This is a genomic window from Virgibacillus natechei (genome assembly GCF_026013645.1).
GTDB lineage: Bacteria > Bacillota > Bacilli > Bacillales > Amphibacillaceae > Virgibacillus_L > Virgibacillus_L natechei.
The window spans coordinates 3,772,614-3,792,169 of record NZ_CP110224.1; the positions used below are offsets into that span (position 1 = coordinate 3,772,614).

General features: G+C 34.2%; 17 protein-coding genes. 5 read left to right on the top strand and 12 right to left on the bottom strand.

Annotation, left to right across the window (positions count from 1 at the left end; all coding sequences use genetic code 11):
• Positions 1-70 precede the first annotated feature (70 nt).
• The 6 genes from OLD84_RS18840 to OLD84_RS18865 all read right to left on the bottom strand — a co-directional run bounded on the left by OLD84_RS18840 (position 71) and on the right by OLD84_RS18865 (position 7,317).
• A complete protein-coding gene (locus OLD84_RS18840; protein WP_209464416.1) occupies positions 71-1,099 on the bottom strand; it encodes a LacI family DNA-binding transcriptional regulator in 1,029 nt (342 codons plus the stop codon).
• A gap of 26 nt (positions 1,100-1,125) precedes the next feature.
• The gene (gene pgmB, locus OLD84_RS18845) at positions 1,126-1,800 is read right to left on the bottom strand and encodes a beta-phosphoglucomutase (RefSeq protein ID WP_209464415.1); all 675 of its coding nucleotides are present in this window, start codon (positions 1,798-1,800) and stop codon (positions 1,126-1,128) included.
• Positions 1,801-1,818: 18 nt separating this feature from the next.
• On the bottom strand, positions 1,819-2,658 hold the full coding sequence (locus OLD84_RS18850; protein WP_245301672.1) for a carbohydrate ABC transporter permease: 840 nt from the start codon (positions 2,656-2,658) through the stop codon (positions 1,819-1,821).
• Positions 2,651-3,532 (bottom strand): carbohydrate ABC transporter permease, encoded by an 882-nt coding sequence (locus tag OLD84_RS18855; protein WP_209464414.1) that lies wholly within the window; start codon positions 3,530-3,532, stop codon positions 2,651-2,653. The genes OLD84_RS18850 and OLD84_RS18855 overlap by 8 nt, the downstream gene beginning before the upstream one ends.
• Before the next feature lie 146 nt (positions 3,533-3,678).
• Positions 3,679-4,932, bottom strand: coding sequence for a sugar ABC transporter substrate-binding protein (locus tag OLD84_RS18860; RefSeq protein ID WP_209464413.1), 1,254 nt, complete (start codon positions 4,930-4,932; stop codon positions 3,679-3,681).
• A gap of 12 nt (positions 4,933-4,944) precedes the next feature.
• Entirely contained in the window at positions 4,945-7,317 is a 2,373-nt protein-coding gene (locus OLD84_RS18865) for a glycoside hydrolase family 65 protein (RefSeq protein WP_209464412.1), read from the bottom strand.
• A gap of 871 nt (positions 7,318-8,188) precedes the next feature.
• On the opposite strand from OLD84_RS18865, the gene OLD84_RS18870 reads away from it, so the two are divergent.
• The 3 genes from OLD84_RS18870 (at position 8,189) to OLD84_RS18880 (ending at position 9,804) form a co-directional block, all read left to right on the top strand.
• Positions 8,189-8,749 (top strand): sigma-70 family RNA polymerase sigma factor, encoded by a 561-nt coding sequence (locus OLD84_RS18870; RefSeq protein ID WP_209464411.1) that lies wholly within the window; start codon positions 8,189-8,191, stop codon positions 8,747-8,749.
• 454 nt (positions 8,750-9,203) lie between these two features.
• Positions 9,204-9,449: a sigma factor gene (locus OLD84_RS18875; protein WP_209464410.1), complete on the top strand. Its 246-nt coding sequence runs from the start codon at positions 9,204-9,206 to the stop codon at positions 9,447-9,449.
• A gap of 127 nt (positions 9,450-9,576) precedes the next feature.
• Positions 9,577-9,804, top strand: coding sequence for a hypothetical protein (locus tag OLD84_RS18880; protein WP_209464409.1), 228 nt, complete (start codon positions 9,577-9,579; stop codon positions 9,802-9,804).
• A 687-nt stretch (positions 9,805-10,491) separates the two neighbouring features.
• Here the strand turns inward: OLD84_RS18880 and OLD84_RS18885 are convergent.
• The 4 genes from OLD84_RS18885 to OLD84_RS18900 form a co-directional block, all read right to left on the bottom strand.
• On the bottom strand, positions 10,492-11,739 hold the full coding sequence (locus OLD84_RS18885) for a hypothetical protein (RefSeq protein ID WP_209464408.1): 1,248 nt from the start codon (positions 11,737-11,739) through the stop codon (positions 10,492-10,494).
• 17 nt (positions 11,740-11,756) lie between these two features.
• Positions 11,757-12,752: an AAA family ATPase gene (locus OLD84_RS18890; protein WP_209464407.1), complete on the bottom strand. Its 996-nt coding sequence runs from the start codon at positions 12,750-12,752 to the stop codon at positions 11,757-11,759.
• A gap of 3 nt (positions 12,753-12,755) precedes the next feature.
• Positions 12,756-13,724 carry a hypothetical protein gene (locus OLD84_RS18895; protein WP_209464406.1) on the bottom strand — a complete coding sequence of 323 codons (969 nt, stop codon included), beginning with the start codon at positions 13,722-13,724 and terminating at the stop codon, positions 12,756-12,758.
• Positions 13,725-13,811: 87 nt separating this feature from the next.
• Entirely contained in the window at positions 13,812-15,677 is a 1,866-nt protein-coding gene (locus OLD84_RS18900) for a DNA adenine methylase (protein WP_209464405.1), read from the bottom strand.
• Between the two features lie 663 nt (positions 15,678-16,340).
• Between OLD84_RS18900 and OLD84_RS18905 the strand changes: the two genes are divergently transcribed.
• On the top strand, positions 16,341-16,919 hold the full coding sequence (locus tag OLD84_RS18905) for a helix-turn-helix domain-containing protein (protein ID WP_209464404.1): 579 nt from the start codon (positions 16,341-16,343) through the stop codon (positions 16,917-16,919).
• Between the two features lie 107 nt (positions 16,920-17,026).
• Here OLD84_RS18905 and lspA read toward each other — a convergent pair whose 3' ends face one another.
• Complete coding sequence (gene lspA, locus OLD84_RS18910; RefSeq protein WP_209464403.1) at positions 17,027-17,494, bottom strand: signal peptidase II; 468 nt, start codon at positions 17,492-17,494, stop codon at positions 17,027-17,029.
• 248 nt (positions 17,495-17,742) lie between these two features.
• Here lspA and OLD84_RS18915 point away from each other — a divergent pair, with 248 nt between their 5' ends.
• Positions 17,743-18,234, top strand: a complete 492-nt coding sequence (locus tag OLD84_RS18915) for a YusW family protein (protein WP_209464402.1) — start codon at positions 17,743-17,745, stop codon at positions 18,232-18,234.
• Positions 18,235-18,959: 725 nt separating this feature from the next.
• On the opposite strand, the gene OLD84_RS18920 is transcribed toward OLD84_RS18915, so the two are convergent.
• Positions 18,960-19,220, bottom strand: coding sequence for a hypothetical protein (locus OLD84_RS18920; protein ID WP_209464401.1), 261 nt, complete (start codon positions 19,218-19,220; stop codon positions 18,960-18,962).
• Positions 19,221-19,556 lie beyond the last annotated feature (336 nt).

Below are 19,556 nucleotides of genomic sequence, written 5' to 3' on the forward strand. Positions count from 1 at the left end.
GCTTTAAAAAAACTTTATGTTTGAAGAAAAGCACTCCGCTCTGCTAAATCTCCCGGGTGCTTTCCTTCCGTTACTTTGCTAAACTCCGGACACTTTCTCTCTCTATAATCTGATGCTTAACATTTCGTTTTGTTTCTACTTTTTTCTTTTCCATTAACTGTTCCAATAATAAGGCTGCCTGACTGCCAATTTCATAAAAATCTTGTTTAACAGTAGTAAGTGTTGGCTGGATATATTCATTAATCACCAATCCATCAAAGCCAGTTATCGATATATTAGATGGAATTTCTAACTCTGCTTCTTTTATGGCTTTCATGGTTCCATATGCCATTAAATCACTAAAGCAAAGCATTGCAGTAGGAATGTTATTAGCATTTTCCAGATATTCTTTTGTTTTTCTATAAGATTCTTCTTCTGAGAAGTTACCATATAGAATAGATTCTTCCGTTAATTCTAAACCGTATTCTTCAAAAGCCCTCTCTACACCTTTTAATCGCTGAATGTTAACATCAGCTGATTTGGCACCCGCAACAACGACTATATTTCTATGGTTATGCTTTAATAAGTAAGTGGCAATATCAAAGCTTGCCTGAATATTATCAGTGGAAACACTTCCGATATTATCATAATGCTTTTTGGTATTTATATCGACAAGAACACATGGAATATCGGTGTCCAGTAATTCTTCAAAAAATGGGTCATCTACTCGCATGCCCATTAAAACCGCTCCACCTATATTCCGTTCTTGACAAAACTTTGCATAGCTTTTTTGTTTTTGTTTAAGCGTGTCTGTAAAATAGATAGCGAGTTCATATTGGTTTTCTTCTGCGGCTGTATATACACCCCTAAACAAATCAAATGAGTTACTATTATCCTTTCCTTCAGAATTAAGAAATCCAGAAGTAATCAACCCGATTGTTTTTTGTTTTTTGGAAGATAGATTCTTAGCAACAACATTTGGTGTATAGTTCATTTCCTTAGCTAATTCAATTATTCTTTTCTTTGTCTTATCACTAACATCTGGATAATTGTTTAATGCCTTAGAAACAATAGCAATTGAGACCCCTGCTTTTTTTGCCACATCCTTAATTGTCGTCAATGGCTTTCTCCCTTTCTAATATCAATTTAAGAAATTGTTTGTTTAAATGAATGTAATAAACCAGAGAATTCTAATTCCCCTGTATGCTTATATATCAAATCCGCCCCTGCTTTCTCCATAACTTCTTCTGTTCCTACCCCAACAGCAAACATATTAGCATCTTTAATTGCAGTAATTCCAGATTCGGAATCTTCAATTCCAATACAGTCTTCTGGCTTGACACCTAACTCTTCAGCAGCACTAAGAAAAATATCTGGAGCTGGTTTACCATTTTCAATTAATGCAGGGTTCACAACCGTATCAAAATAATGGTTGATTTCCAATTTGTCTAGTATTCTCGGTCCATTTTTGCTTGAAGAAGTTAAACCAATTTTTATTTCTTCCATTTTTAATGTATCTAATAATTCTTTGATACCAGGATAAATAGCATCAGGTTTTAACTCACTTAGTAATTCTACATACTCAGCATTTTTGGAATTTGCCAAAGCCATTTTTTGATTATCCGAGTATTTTTCCAAAACACCACCGTACTTTAATATTTTATTCAAACTATCTATACGGCTAATTCCCTTTAATCCTTCATTAAATTCACGGTCAAAATCTATATCAATGGAGTTTGCCATACTTTTCCATGCCTGAAAATGGAATTCTGCAGTGTCTGTAATTACGCCATCCAAATCAAATAGAACTGCTTTTAACATAACTTTTACCTCCTTCAACTACTTCACACCTGTGGTTTTATCATTACTTTGAATGAAATATTTATTTAAGATAATGTAAATGATAAATATAGGAATTATGGAGAAAATTGCACCTGCCATAATTACATCCCAGGCTGTAGCGTTCATGAACTGTTTCGAAAGAGCATTTAAACCTTGAGTCAGCATATATTTATCAGGGCTTGTGATAAATAGCAATGGTTTCATAAATTCATTCCAGATTGCCATGAAGACGAAAATAGCTTGTGTTGCTATAGCTGGCAAAGCATTTGGAATTACTATTCTAAAGAATGTTCCTATTTTAGATAAACCATCAACAGCTGCTGCTTCTTCTACATCTCTTGGAAAATTGATAAAGAACTGTCTCATCATAAAAATATAAGCAATATTGATCATCGTCGTTAAAACTAAGGACATGTGCGTGTTAACTAAACCAAGATCAGAGATAACTATATATGATGGAATCATTGTTACCTGTGTTGGAACCATAATCAACATCAGCATAGCACTGTATACCAATGTACGCCCTTTAAATTGGATTCTTGCAAAAGCATATCCTGCCATTGTATTAAAAATTAAATTCAATATCGTAACGACTAAAGAGACGATAACAGAATTCAACACCCAGGTAGGGTATTGAGATTCAAAAATAGTTTTATAACCACCTAAACTCCAAGTTTCAGGGAAGATGGTTCCTCCACCCGCAATTTCCGCTGTGGTTTTAAATGAAGTCAAAACACTCCAGCCAAATGGCAAAAGGGTCAATAAACTATAAGCTATTAAAATTGTATATACTATTATTCTCAGGGTTATATTATTTTTTTTCATATGATCACCCATTCACTTCGTCTGCTTTAAGTGTTTTATTTACAATCGCTGTGACTGCAAAAATGATTAAACCAAGTATAAACGCTAATGCTGTTGCTCTTCCCATATCATTGCTAGTGAAAGCTAGCTGATAAATATAGAGCGTAAAAGTCAATGTCGAGTTTTGCGGGCCGCCTGTACCATCAGATATAATAAAAGCCTGGTCAAAAATTTGGAAACATCCAATTAACCCCATTGTTATAACGTAAAATGAAATTGGCATTAATTGTGGTACGGTTACATTGAAGAACTGCTTCACCTTATTTGCGCCATCAATTGCTGCTGCTTCATATAGATTTTGGGGAATATCCTGCAATCCTGCTAAAAATACAATCATAAAATGAGGAACCGTTGAAAAGATATTCATAGCCATGATAACCGTCAGCGCTAGATCCGGATTGGTCAAAAATTGCATTTTTACTCCAAATAAAGAATCTATTAAATTGACTACTAGTCCATTATTATTAAATAACCACATAAAAATTAATGTCATTGCTGACGAGGATGTTAATGTTGGTATAAACATAATGGTTAAGAAAGCCCTATTGAACTTAACCTTACTATTCAATAATGCTGCTAAAACCATTGCTATTGTTGTTTGAATTGGCACAACAACTATCACATATTTGAATGTATTTTCAAAAGCCGCCCAGAATTTTGGATCACTGAATATCTCCGTGAAATTTCCCAATCCAACGAACGTTCTTTCTCCCGACAACATATCTACTTGAAAAAACATCAGAAAAAACGCATATGCAATAGGTGTTAATATAAATGCCACAATGGCAATGATTGCTGGAAATAAAAATGTATATCCAGCCAAATTAGAATAACGTTTTCCGCCCATACTATTTCACCTCTTATTAGCTATCGTTGGACGCTCACTTATAATTACAATAAAAATATTCTCACTCTCTAGACAATGACTAATTGATTATACCCCAGCACCTTCATGTGAGGGTGCTGGAGGTTAAATTAAATAGTTTTCTACTTTTATTGTTGCCTTTCAATTTCTGCGTTTGCTTCATCTTCTGCCGCTTGCATAGCTTCTTCAACGGTCATATCTCCATTTAATGCTGCTGAAAAATAATTATCAAAAGAAGTTGCAATAGTTGGAAGGTTAACCCCTGAAGACCATACAGTAGCATACTCTGCAGCATTAACATGTGGAGCAATGTTTTCGTTTTCAGTCAAGTTCATTTCTTCTGCTACAGATTCTCTTGGCGGTAAAGTTCCAGAGATTTCACTCCATTGCTGGAGCCCTTCCCCTGTCATGTAATTAACAAACTCTACTGATGCATCTTTATTTGCTGTGTCTTTTGAAATCGCATATCCAACGTTAAATGATATAGATTGTTCCTCCCCATTTATAGTTGGAGCTGATAATACTTCATAAGAAACATCTGAATAATTTTGGTTTAAAGCACTAATTACCCAATTCCCTTCAATCATGATAGCTGCTTGATTTGTACCAAATGCAGCCCCTGCAGAATCTATACCTAAATCAATTTTAGGATTTTTAAGATAACCGGCATCCTGTCCATCTACTATGCTTTGTAAATATTCATTAGCTTCATTACTTGAAGTGAAATCAGCTTGATTATCTTCTGTGACAGGGTCAAGGCCGCTGGCTAATAAACCACTGAGATGTCTCGCCATTGTACTATCAAATATCATTGAGGCTTGACCGTCATCTAGATTGCTTTGAAGCTCTTCAGAAAACTGCAATAACTCATCCCACTCATTTGGTACATCTTCTACACTATAACCAGCTTCATTCAACATGTCTTCATTAACATACATAGCTAATGTAGAATAGTCTTTTGGTACAGCAAATAAATTACCTTCATCATCTTTAAATGCATCTATTTGTGGTTGATAAAAATCCTCTTGATTGTTAATATCACCAGAAATGTCTGCAAGCACACCACTTTCAATAAAACTTGGGGCAACATAGGATTCAAGATAAAATACGTCAGGAGCATTATCAGCCGCAAACCGTGCTGTCAGTGCATCTTGGAAGTTATCTTGTATAACTTCTATTTGAACATCAATACCTTTCGCTTCTTCAAAACTGGTAACAGTCTCTTCTAAAGCCTCCGACTCTGCTGGTGAGGAACCCCAAACTGCTAGCGTAATAGAATCCTCCCCAGATTCAGAAGCCCCCCCTCCTTCTCCAGAAGATCCGCATGCAGCCAGAAATATAACTAGCATAAATATAGTGAATGAAACAGCTATTTTCCTCATCAGATTTTCCTCCTAAAATGTTATAGTTTGCGAACTTCCAAGCTTTATTTCCATTTGTTTATTCGTCTCATAGTCTTCGCCAAAGACTTCAAAAATAATCTTTTTATCATGCAACGGAATTATAGTTAACTTAGCATTTGTAATGGTTATTGATATCGGCTGGCCTTTCCAATTAATAGTAAATTTCATATTTTTCCAGTGTTTAGGTAGACTAGGATTTATCTTTAACTTACCTTCTATCAAACGGATTCCGGCGAACCCAAATACTGCAGCTTGCCATATACCGCCAATTGATGCGGCATGAATGCCCTCATCAGAAGAATTCATTGTTGGTCCAAGGTCAATTTCTGATGCCTTTCTAAATAAAGAATAAGCAAGTTCACTTTTTCCAAGATCATTAGCCATAATGGCATGAGTCGATAAACTTAGTGACGAGTCATGAGTGGTTTTCGGCTCGTAATAATCAAAATTTGCCTTTTTAATTTCTTTTGAAAATACATTTTCTGTTTGTTCTAACAAGTACAGCAAAATCATAACATCAGCCTGTTTTGTAATTTGCATTTGATTAACTTGTTCTAAATTATATTCACTGAATAAAGTGCCTACTTTATCTGCCTGTTTATATTTTGTTAAATCAAGCTTTTTTAGTTGCAAGTAACTATCATCCTGCGGAATAACACTGTCTTCTTCACGTGGCTTCGGCAAATAGATTTGAGTTAGTTTTGATTTCCATTTCTTATACGCTTTTTCTAAATCTAATAGATCCCTCAGTTCTTCTAATAATTTTGGGTTTTCTGTTTTCAACTTATCATAATAAAAGATTGCCAATTTAATATTGAAATGAGCCATATAGTTTGTAAAAGCATTATTATTAACATGCTCTTTATACTCATCAGGTCCGATTACATCATTGATATGATATTCTTGTTTTTCTTCATCCCACTCTAAACGGCTTATCCAAAATCTTGCTGTGTCAAATACCATTTCGTACCCGTATTTATCCATAAAATCCTGATCACCAGTTACTTTATAGTATTGGTACACCGCAAAGGCAATATCTGATGAAATATGTTGTTCAATAAAACCGGACCATATTTTTGTTTGTTCTCCAGTAATAATGTCTACAGCCCCCCAGACTGGTGTTACTTCACCATCTGTAGGCCACGCCGCTTCCCATGGATACATTGCACCTTCATAACCACTAGCTGTTGCTTTTTTTCTAGCTCCTGCAAGGCCATGATAACGATATTTCAACAAAGATTTAGCTACTTTCGGATTCGAATACGTAAAGAATGGTAGTATAAATAGTTCCGTGTCCCAGAAGGAATGACCTTTATATCCTTCTCCGCTTAATGCTTTAGCAGCGATTCCCATTCTCTCATCATGAGCTGGTGTCATAGCTGTCAGATGATACAATGCAAAACGTAAAGATAGCTGGTCAAATGGATCCTCACTATTTACTTCGAAATCATATACATCCCAAACTTTCTTTTTCCATGCTCCTTTATGCGACTGGAAAAGTGCTTCATAGCCTTTTTCGAAACTCCTTTTCAACTCATTTAATGAGTGTTTACGCAAATTATCCAGAGTGTAGTCCGGTTTATCAAATTCTTTATCACGACTTGTATAGACTGTGGATAATTTCTCCACTTCTAAATGATCGTTTGGCCGAAGCGTAAAATCATGTGTAACCCAAACTTTACGACGTTCCATATTCATCACTGGTTCTTCTTTTACATCAATACCGTTAATTTTTATTTGGTGCATTGTATTTAGAACAACATCGATATTAGATTCAATAGTACTCTGGACTAACTGTATATACCGCTTATTAAATATCCGCTTTTCTCCTTCATGAAAATGCTGGGAGCCGGTATTGGTTAACTGAGCATTGATTCCCGAATCAAAAGAAATTTGAACATCGTCTGTTAAACTCTCTACATTTATTTTCATACCAATTAAATGCATGTCATCAAGCGATACAAATCTTCTGAAGTGGAAGCGTAGTTTCTTTCCACTAGGAGAAGTCCAATCAAACGTTCTGATCAATTCTGCAGTTTGTAAATTCAATTGTTTTTTATATTGTTCAACCTTGCCCAATTCCAAACTGAAGTGTTCCCCGTCCACACGAATATCCAATCTAGTTATGTCAGCTACATTTGGCAATTCAGTAACTTCCTCTTCGCTGAATTTATTAAATGTACCGCTGACTAACAAATTCCTGGTTTCATTTAGATAAGGCTCTTCTGTCGTTGAACGCAAGCCCATGTAGCCATTTCCTAAATACATAATAGATTCCGTCTTCCCTAAAGTATCAGGTGAGAATGCGGTATCAGAGACTACCCAATTCTCTAGATCACCTTTACCTAATGAATAATTCATCATAAAAAGTCCCCCTCCGAAAACGTTTTAATAAATGAGTAAAAATAATGCGCCTTCATAAAAAGAGTAAACGAAATTTTTACGAAAACGTTTTAGTTTTACTCGAAAAAAATATATATCATCTACACTGTACCACTAACTTAATAATTCCTGATTTCATTTAGATAAGGTTCTTCTCTCGCTGAACGCAAGCCCATGTAGCCATTCCCTAAACAAATATAGATTCCGTTTTTCCTAAATATCAGGTGAGAATGCGGTATCAGAGACTACCTATTCTCTATTCTAGACCACCTTTGCCTAATGAATAATTCATCATAAAAAACCCCCTCCGAAAACGTTTTAGTAAATGATTAAAAATAATGCGCTTTCATAAAAAGAGAAAACGATATTTTCACGAAAACGTTTTAGTATTATTGGAAAAAATATATATTATCTACAGTACAAGTATATCGATATATAGTTAAGGTGTCAACACAAAATTATTTTTTAATTTTACTTTTTCCCCATAAAACAGAATCACTTCACCTTAGACTTCATGAACACAATAAAACATAACCAATGTACTGATCACGATGACATTCACATACTTAAGGATTCAGGAACTTATAATAAAATAGTCAAGCTTTATCAACTCTTTGAAATGAATCTAGATCAGTAGCAGCCTTAACAATGTTATGCAGGCTAGAGTTCGATCATAAATAAGTGAGTTTCCAACGAAAGAATGTGTAGTGGAATTCAGAAATCAAAGGTGTCAATAATTATGATGTGTTCATTAAACTGTAACATTTTATTGTGCAATTTTTTGAAAAGTATAAGATAATAGACCTATACTATAGTAATACTTGAAAAGCTAGCTTTTGGAATGGAGCCACAATTGAAGCAACCGTATTTAAACTTAACTTTTGATGAGGTAGTTGTCCAACACGAAGCGATGATTTACTACCATCTCCACAAATTATGTATTATCGATAATCAGGAGGATTTTTACCAAGAAGGCCTATGCGCCATGTGGGAAGCTTATCAAAAATATCGGCCTGACAAAGGTTTACTTGGTACATACTTCAATTCAATAATCCGCAATCGTCTGATTGATTTGATTCGAAAAAGAACCCGCGATAAACACAACAACAACATTTTTTACCACGAAGAAAGTAAACTCCAGGAGAGCGGAAATCGCTGTCGCAATGGAAAGCTGCCTATTTCTAGTCTTACAGATAGCCCAATAAAGGATACCTATGTATGGGAACAAGTGAAGTCCAAGCTTACAATAAATCAGTGGAAATGGATTCAATTCCATATTGTGATGGACATGCCAATTAAGGAAATAGCGATGCAGGAAGGTGTTACTATTGATGCCGTGAAGAGCTGGGCTAGACAGACGAAGAAGAAATTGATGAACGAACCAATTAAGGAAATGATAATGGATAGCTTATAAAGATTTTTATGGGAGCCTTCGTTCTAAGTGGGTCTTACCATAAAGCGAAGGCCCTTTTTTATGTACCTTTGGTGAGCTTATACAGAAAAATAGAATTTTTTTAAAAGATGACACCTAACAAGGGACTTATTTCGATTATAGGAGTAAAGGGAACTATATAAAAAATCCCCGAAAGCCACTTTAGATAAAGGAACTCGTTTAAACGGAATGGCCGTTGTAAGCAATTCGTCTCCAGGATTATTTATGCTTATAACGTCATTAAATCCCCTTTTCCCTTCTACGTTATTATCCGCATACTTTTCATTAATTTATCCCGCAGAAAAACGATACATCCTAATTATTTTCAACAAATTAATATAACGTGTTGTTTTCTGGATCTGTTAAATGGGTGCAATAATAGTAGTAGAAAATTACTGTATAGTTTAAAAGTGTCTTATCGAGAAAGAGGAAAAAAATGAATAAGAATGAACAGGTAAGTTTTGAGGAGATTTTCAAGCAGAATGAAAGAAGGGTATATTACCATATCCACCAATTGCGTATTCAAGACCCTCTCCAGGAATTTTACCGGGAAGGCCTTATTGCGATGTGGAAGACTTATGGGACATACCACCCCGATGAAGGCCCCTTTGCCACATATTTCAACTTTATTATTCGTAATCGTTTGATCAAATTTTTGCGAAAAAAGCAGAATGACCTTTGATAGTTCCTAATGAAGTTTTTACCCATTGAAAATTAGAACTGAATAATGGTAAGCGTTACACATAGTTGAGCGTCTTTTTTTGAGGAAAGGCGCTTCTTTAAAAATATTATTAGGAAGGGTTGGAAAGATGAATTATATAAAAGAATTGAATGCGTTTCATAATCGTTTGGAGACTAATCCGTTGTCAGCTTCAGCAGCAAATCTATGGCATGTGCTAATGCATGTCAACAATAAACCCGGCTGGCTAAAAGAGTTCACCGTGGCGGTATCCGTACTTTGTGCGAAAGCGGCATTAACTGAAAGCACATTTAAGCGAGCGCGGGCAGAACTGGACGAAAAGGGCTATATCCGTTGATATAATATTTAAGTGAAACCTGAGAAACGAAGGATTTACTTAAATAATCATAATAAAAAAATCGTTATTGTAGATGATTCGCCAGATGAAAGAAACGCCGAGGCGATTCAATTGTTCTATGTGTCTTTACTAGAATAACCTTTTTCAACTTATGATATGATTCTCCGTTCCTCATTCACTAGTAAAACATTGTCAAATACATCGAAGAAGATCGGAAGAATATTATTTTCCTCCTCAAACCCAAGAGTTATTAACTAAACGCGTTTTATTGTCTGCAATATCATTCAACCTACCAAATTCTTTTAAAATCCTGTAACACCAAGCCCAAACCAATATTAAAAGAAGCTGAATAGTTATTAATATAAACTTCGTATTCTGCCATCGATCTTTCATTTTCTAATTTTTCCCTCTTTAATAGCACATTGCTGACCAATGTGCTAAGCACAACTAAACCAGTATCTTTTTTAATTTTTTTAGTACCTGCAAGCTATATCTTCCAATTCAAGGCCAGTTTCCACTTCATATTTATCAACCGATTCATTAAATAAAGGTTATTCCATTAAAGGTTATTATTAAATCCCAGCAGTGCTTCTTCATTACCAATATCAATTTGTATAAAGAGTATTATTTATAATAATTACTTGACAGCCTGGGCACTGTTCGCCATAGGTGGCGCCAATATAACGCTTATAAGTAAAAATTTATGACCTCTCGAATATCTAAATATTCTTCGGAAATCACTAAACTTTGATTAGACTTATTAAATCTTGGATCCATTTTAAAGTGAATTTTACTACTACGACTTTCTGATGGAAGAAGAAGTGCAGAATACGTGTTAGAAAATTTAGGGGTATTATTTATATCTTCACGATATTCATTTAAAAATAAGTAGTAAGCTATTTGTTTGTAGTCCATTCCTCGGGTATTTGTATAATACTTTGCATCAAATATTAATTGCGTATCTCCCTCGCCATAATAATAATCTGGTGTAAAGTAATGATCTTTATTAGCAATATTTGGGCGAAATGAAACTTTAGAAAACTCGATTTGATTTAAATTCTCTTCATCAAAAACAATTTTTTCATTTTTTATTTCTTTATAGTTCGATTTTAAATAGCTCATCACCATGTCTTCCCAAATAGAAGAGAATGAATAATGTTTAAAATAATAACTACCGCCTTCATTCAGATCCGCAAAGAAATTGATTAAATGATCAATTAATTCTAGGAGACTATCTTTGAATGTCTGTTGGCGCAACGAAAAAAGGTTTTCCAATACTATTTCCTTCTCACCAAGAAAATTAAAATTAGGAAACGCCTTTCCCGTTTTATTTAAATCGATAAACACACCAAATTTATCAATTGTATAATCAATGGCAAAAATCATACATTCCGTTAAAAACTCTGAAAAGTAGTACTTCTTCTCATAGTAAATGGGAAATAAGTTCAGTTTCCCATTTGAAATATACTTGTTTGAAAGCCGGACTGTTTCCTTCCAATTTACTTTCCCACCGATATTTGGTTTAATATGAATCTTATCTTCAAAATACAAACCATACTTATCGAGGTAATCGTAAATACCAAAAAAAGCAGCGAAAGGATAGTCTGTCTTAAACCTTTTGCCATACTCAGTTCCAAAATACAGATCGGGTCTTACTTGTCTGTGTTTCACAATCAATCTAAATAATTGTGCAGAATCTCTGTTCAACTCTTCTACTCGATAATTCTTAGGAAAGACTGAAAACACTTCGTGATTGCTATTTATAATAAAGCCTACAAAATTCAGAACATAGGCGTGGCCCTCTGTATCTTCTCCTGAATTCGTATCAGTAACATAATTTTTCCGAAAGTCTCTTCTTTCTTGAAGAATAAAACCTTCATCAATTAGTCTATCTTTATCAAACTCTTCTCCATCATTAGCATAGTCAATTATCATATAACCACCACTTTCAATTAGTAGGGATATTTAATAAGGTTAGGTGACAAGAAATCGTAAATGAAAATATCACTAAACACTTTATCATTTCCATAATTTGAATACAAATCATCAAAACTTCTTATATCATTCGCGAAAAGTTTTGAAGAAGTATTAAAAGAAGAACTTCCCTGCACGTCTTGCCATAAGTACAACAACAACTTGTTTTTGAGCATTTTATTAATTTTTTCCTCTGCACCTCTTGCTGTTGCATGTAAGCCTGAATGTGAGTCTTCAGTTATTTGTTTACCAAAATCGACAAAAAATTGTCCGAGTTGCTTGTCCTCGCTCTTACCTAAACCTTTTTCTTTATCTGTAATAAATATATTTAACGCAGTATAAAAAGATTGCCAAGTTGTTACTAAATTATTTGAAGGATTTGTATCAGTTGCAATTGATATTTTAGGATTATTTAATTTTTTTAGTCTATCGCCATGATCATCTAACGAGGGGCGGCTTGTTACATATTCCCAATCAAAGCGTCTTTTGAAAGCTGTATCCATAGGAAAGACATTTTGGTCATTCACATTTACCGTCCCCATAATATTAAAATTCGAAGGAAGTTCAACCTCGTCAGTACGTAACTCTACAATTTGATCAGCAATATTTTTGTTTCGAATTGGGTATTTACTAACAAAATATTCATTTCTATCTAATAGTTGGAAAATATCACCAAAAATTGCAGCTACATTCCCGCGTGACATTTCTTCTAAAATCAAATAAACATTTTTATTAGAATCACTGTAGGCTTCAGCTAGAGCTCTTGTGAATTGCCCTTTGTTAAAAGGAAACTCGACTACATGGGTCATCGGATTTTCTTCTGGTAATAATTGTCCAATAAAATCAGAATATGTAAATTCCGGGTGAATGGTCACTCGAAAAATTTTATCATTACTTACACCATTCAGCTTTTCTTTAACAAGGTGACTCTTTCCTGTGCCAGGTGCACCAAAGTAAATTATCTGTTCACGCATCTTTTATACCTCACTAAAAGTTAATTTTTTTATAAATTGAAGGAGTATTGAAAAACGTTGGAGCTTTTCATCAGTTTCACTAAATTTATCAACATTCGAATTGTAGAAGTGCTCTAAATTCGAATAATCTACATCGTAGCCATCACGACAGGCTAAAATAATAATTGGGAAAATTTCCATCCAATAGAATTTCTCGTTGCTTCCTTTAAATTGAAGTTCAGTAGAGTCCTGTTTTCTTATTAGGGACTCACCCTCTACTAATTTATTGGTATTTAACGTCAATTTTCTCAAAGAAAAATCAACCTTATAATAATCGGATGAAAAAGTAGACTGACCTTGTACATAGTCTTGCTCATAAGTTTTAACAAATCCTTGAACATCCATTGGAACCGTTTTTGGGTTAATAGTTTCAGCAAAAACCTCGATATATTCAAATCGCACCGCCACTATACCGGCTAGTCGTTTCAATAAGCTCTGAGCTGTGATTTCTTTGTTCATGATATTAATAAAGTAAATCGGATGATTTGCGATTGTATAGCTTGGTGATGAAAGAAAATCTCCCATATAATCAATAATTGCCGGAAAGATAGATTGAGAAAATAAAACATTACGACCTTTTTCCTTATATTCCGATAAAAATACATAATTTACAATTTTTCTTGCAAACAATTTATTATTGATCTCCCAAACAAAATACCCCGCATTTGAAAATCTTGTCTCATCTTCTTTTTGAATTTCGACATCTTCTACAATAAGTCCTGTAAACTTACTAACACGTACTTGCGGAAACTGAGTCCTTAAATTAATATATTCCACTTTTTTCACTTTTAGTTTTGGATTATATGTATTAATAGATTTAAGAACCTGTTGCTCAACATAGCTTTGTTTCAACAAATTTTCTGGCGTTTCAATATCAATCAATTCAAGTTTTTCTGGAAACCCCGAACTTTCCAATAGGAGAGTACGTTCCATATTACAACCTCCTTCATAATTCATGTATAATTTATCGTAACAGTAATTGCTAAAACAAAAAAGTAGGACCACTCACATGGCCTACTTTTATTCAAAGATATTATAATTTGTGATTAATACCTCTGTTCGTGGATACTTTATTCCTGTTTTACCAATTTCTACAACGTTAAATTCATGGTTGTGGATCCACTCAATTAATAAATGATGCTTTTTTTCCCTGTGCTGAAGCACATTTGAAAGCATAAACTTGTAACCCTTCTGATGTATAGATAATAAAAAATTCAGTAACGCTGATTCCTTATCAGCATCCCACCCATCAAGGCCTCGTTTACCATCATTATATGCAGCATTTGTCACAAAGTATGGTGGATCAAAATAGAAAACTGAATCCTTTGGAAAATCGTCAATAACCAGGTCTTCATATTTTCCATGGCGAAATTCAAACTTACATGAATTAATTTTAAATTCCTCAATACGTTCCTTCGTTCCCCCATTAAACTCATTGTTCCCAACAGGGGTGTTCATTTTTTGAGAACTATTGAATCGAATCATATTTTGGAATGCATAAATTTGCAGTGTAAAAAGATTTAAAGGCGAACTGTCTTCATTGTTAAAATGATCCCTTAAAGCAATGTATTCATCTTTTGCTTTTTTTTTCAATCCAAATCGATTTACCACTTCTGTAACATCATTGATTAGCTCATTTTTATCTTTGGTAACAATCATTTCGATAATTTGATATACATACGAATTATACTCGTTATAGATCACCTTATTTGTTGCAAACACATTTGCCCCAACATTAAAAGCCCCTCCCATCGCATCAACAAATGTTCCTACATGTTTTGGGAGCTGCTTAAATATAATCGGAAGTAAAACATCTTTACTACCAGAATAATTAAGAGGCGATTTTTTAATCTCATGATTCTTTTTAAAATAAATTATAACTTCTTCTAGTTTTTTACCATTGCCTTTATAACTAGAATTATTCGTTGTATACTCACGGTACTCATTTGTTTCCACAAAAACTTCATTGTCTATCGCAAATAATTTAGCTAAATCAATCAATTCTTCTATTGGGACAATCGATTGATTACTATAACTCACTAATACATGATCAAAGTTAATTTGTCGAAATAAATCTTCAAACTCATATAACGCTTTCTGCTTATTTGAATAGCCCGATAACTCTCGTTTCACACGTCTTCCTGTCTTCCCAAAAATCTCTGGATAATCATATCTCGCTACAGTTTCTAATAAATGATATGAATTCGTGTACTGCGTAATTGTGTAGGGGGGATCAATATAAGCAATATCTCCAGATATATCTCTTACAAGCTTATTAGTGTTTTCACTGTAAACGATGTTATGTTTATCTACACTTAGCGATTCATTCATTTCCAAAGGCTCTAAAACAAATTCTTTTAAAGCTCGCGCTTCCCAGAATTTGAAAAACGCCTGATAAGTTCCAGATGTATTTGATACCTTCGGAAGACTCTCAATTAAAGAAGCTAATAAAAACGCATACTCCTTTTCATCAATAATTTCCGATTTATAAAACTCTTCAATATCTAATCGCATCCCATCAATTTTAACGGCATTTGCTTCTGTCAAATACATTCGTGCGCCAACTGGAGTATAGTTTTGATAAATAAAGTAATTATCCTGAGGTTCATAGCGCTGTGTATTTAACCATTCAAAAGGTGTACGGTTATATTTTTTTATAAAACCTTTAAAACCAGGTGTAGTATTGTTTAAGAGTTTCGCTTTATTCAATATTTTTGAGAAGTACATATAATCATTTGAAATGATTTGGTATTTTCCTTTAAAAAAGTCCCCCACAGTTCCCGTTCCCGCTAACAAATCAGCGAAAGTTTCTCCCTGAATATTGTATTTCTCTATTACACTTTCTATAAAATGGAGTAGCTTAGTCTTATTTCCTAAGTATCTCATTATTCTCCCTCATTCTTTTAATTGCAATTATTTTCGGTTTTAGAATCGTTATTCTCATATATTTTTCTATAATTATAGCAACCTTCATTAATTAATTATGACGTCTGCTTATTTTATATCTATTGTTTAATTTAAGATATATAATTCGAATGTTCATAAAGTATCTGTGAATTAATGACGAATAGTACTATTATCCAAAAACCTCTTGTCTCTTTAATATTATATCGCAATCTCTTACGTTCTGTCACAAATAGAACATAAATTCCTTTTTTCAGATTTATGTGGGAGTTTAGCTCTCAGATTATAACCATTTAGAGAACAAATATCCCTTTGTAGTGCCAAAACAAGTTATTATAAGTCTTTCTCCTTTCAAAATTTCCAACTCTATTTCTTTAAGATTCTAGTTATTAAATAAATAAATTCATCAAAACCGACCTTAACTTAACACGTTTTAAAGGGGCATCTTCCGAAATTCTGTGCTACTACAATCACATCCCGTACTATACCAAAGGGGTTTTTATTCCATTACAATAATTTTATTGTAAATTTAATTACATTATATATAATTTTTATCATAATGTAAACCTTTTAACATTATGTTTTTAGATTTATTTTTTGATTTGTTATTTACTTTAATTTAAAATATTAGAGAGGTGTATATATATGAACAATTACTTACTAATACTTGGTACTAGTATTTCTGATATACGAAAAATATTAAATTTTACTCAAGAGGACTTAGCATATAAAGTGGGGGTTAGTAGACCAACTATTGTTAAACTTGAACAAGATCCTTCTAGGCTAACAAAAACATTAGCGCTCGCATTTTTCACGACTGTTTCTTATGAAATTAATATTCGTATAGAAGATGTGAAAAAGTTAGATCCTAAAGAATACAATAACCTTGACAAACTAAAGAAATTTATTAATGAAATTAAAAAAACTACATCATTACCAATTGGAACCGTTGCAACTGCAGCAACATTGAGTTTAGGTGGTTTAATACCAGGGATTGGAGCAGTTATCACTAGCATTGGAACTACAGGGGTAATACCCGAGAAGAAAAAGTCAACAGAAGAAATAAAATGGGATGAAGAAAAAGTTAGAAAGATAATAGAAGAAGTGCAGAAGAAACTAATTGAAGATAAAAATAAAATTGTAAACTGCTTTCAACTAAGCGCTCTACAAATTGATCAATTTGTTGAGAAAATAGAAGAAGGAGAAAATACAAACGAAGAATAGTAACGCGAACTCAGGGTCAATCCCCCAGTGTACTAAAGTATTAACGCAACGGGAGACTGACCCTGTTTTCCCCCTTTTATTATACTCGATTATGGCGGGAACTTAATTCAATCCACCGACTTCCTCTTTCTCAAAGCCCCAATAAAAGTATCTATAAAAATCAAAACCACACCAAAAATAAGAGCATAATCAGCCAAATTAGGAATACCCTGGCGAAATGAGAAATCAATAAAATCCGTTACCTGATTAAATAAAACACGGTCAATGGCATTCCCGATAGCACCACCGACATAAAGTGCAACCCCTATTACCAAAAGCTTTCCGTTTATATAACCTTTCTTCAGCATGTAAATACATACAACTGCAATAATGATTGCAACGGGAACAAAAAGACGACCATATCCTTCAAATAATCCGCCAACAGCACCACTATTTTGTATGTGGGTAAAATTTAACACATCTTCCCAAATTACCAACGTTTCTCCAACATTCAGTTGTGCACGAATCCAATACTTGGATAGTTGATCAATGAAAATGACAAGAATAACAACACTATAGAAAAGGATAGAAATCACGCTTTCTTTGTTTTACTTATTATCTTTCATTTAATTTTAATATGAAAACACAAGATTTTACATTAAATAGATTCGTGGCTAACGTTGGAACAGTATTTTTTTATTCATATCCTCCTTAATAATCAATAAGAAAAGTAAGGTAGATGTCCCTTTCCTTAGGCTCACCATAGTATATCTGATTGTGTTGTTTATTCTACTTCTATCTTGGAAATAATAAAACTAACCAGAAATACAGGAGTGATTATTAGGTGAAAAAAAGACTACTTTGGATAGGGAGTTTCATGATTTTGTCCATATTACTTGTTGCTTGTGGTGATAATGATGAGGTAGAGAATCCCCCGCAAAATGCAGATGAAGAGCAGCAACAAGCAAATGAAAACAATACAGACTCGACTAACGATACAGATGCTAACACAAATACCGAGTACGATTTTACGAAATTTGATCTTGAGGCAGATTATGAAGATACAGATGATACGCTTGATGTTGATTATGAAAATGAACAGGATGAACAAATGGAAGCATCCTATCGAGATAAATCACAAGATATAGATTTAAATGGTGATGCAGCAATGGAAGAACTGGATAGTATATTTTCTTCCTTTAACTTTGATGAAAGTACACCAGAGGAAGAAATATTAAATACCATTACAGAGGCTTTTAACATACCTAAAGAAGCGCAAGATATTGAACTAGAGATCCAATTTAGTAGTGGCACTGAAAAAGAGTATAGAAAGTAAATATAAAACAGGCTTGAGACTAAAGCCTGCTTTATATCTTTACATTCTGTTTTACCACTATTAGCAAAACTCAGGGTCAGTCCTCCAGTGTGCTAAAGCATTCTAAATAGCTCCCATAAAAACATCCCGATCTGGTTGACTATATTCTACCAGATCGGGATGTTTTTATGTTTATCTGATTCATATTATTTTGTGAAAACAGAGCCAAGCAGTATAAAATATTTGTAATTTACTCGCTTAATACAAAACATATTTTCCCTTAGTGTTAAATATGGAGATCGTGGCATCGTTCACAGCTATTCTTGAATTAACCACAGCGGTGGTTAATTTGACAGTCACGTTACTCGACATCAAGAAAAAAAGACCATCGCTGTGGCCAGCGATAGTCTGTGATCCAGCTAGCAAGGAGATTTTCTCTCCTTGCTTCTCCATCCAGTGTACTAAAGCGTTAACGCAACGGAGGACTGACCCCATAGCCACTTCAGAAACTGTTGAAGGGAATGTTGCAAATCGCCGACCCGTTGACGCATCGGGGAAGGTCGAAGCCTTATAGGAAAAAACACTTAAATGTACTATAAAGGAAGCCGGGATATGGGTTCTAGCGTTCAAACATCTAGAGAAAGATTTTCAAAGTAACAACGGGGAGATCCTACTTCCAGTCGCGACGACAACAACTATGGATATGTTTATAAGGCGACCCAGAATCAGGTGAAAGCTCCACTGAATCAAGTCTTCTTTATATTTGCCAATTCCTCTGTTAATTGATCTATTTGCGCTTGCATTTCTTGCAACTTAACATCCAGTCCATTTTGGTTTTGAATTTCTTGTTCTTCAGCAATATTTGCTTCTTCTATCGCTTCCAGGACTGCCCATACACTAATCGCATCAGCAATTATCCCTAATAGAGATGCGATTAATTCAAGCTCCAGGCTGAATGGTAACGGCGACTCCTCATTTTGATCAGCGTTTTTATCGTTCTCGTTCATTTCATCGCTCCTCTGCTGATAACCGAGTGATGTGTTTTACTATATGTATATGTCGTCACGCGGATTCCATGCGGGGTTTGTTTGTATGTGGAGACTACTCCCTGGTTTAGTCTGATTCATCTTTTGCAAACGGGCGCTTATTTAGAATTCAGGATCAGTCCCCCCAGCGTGTTAAAGCGGTAACACAACTGGGGACTGTGACCCTATTTCCTCCGTCCATCTTGAGAAATCAGGGTCAGTCCTCAGTGTGCTATAGCATTAAATTGAAATTATCAACTCTTTCACCGATTGCTTTTAATTACTTTGATCGATCAATCACGTGTCCTTCACTAATTG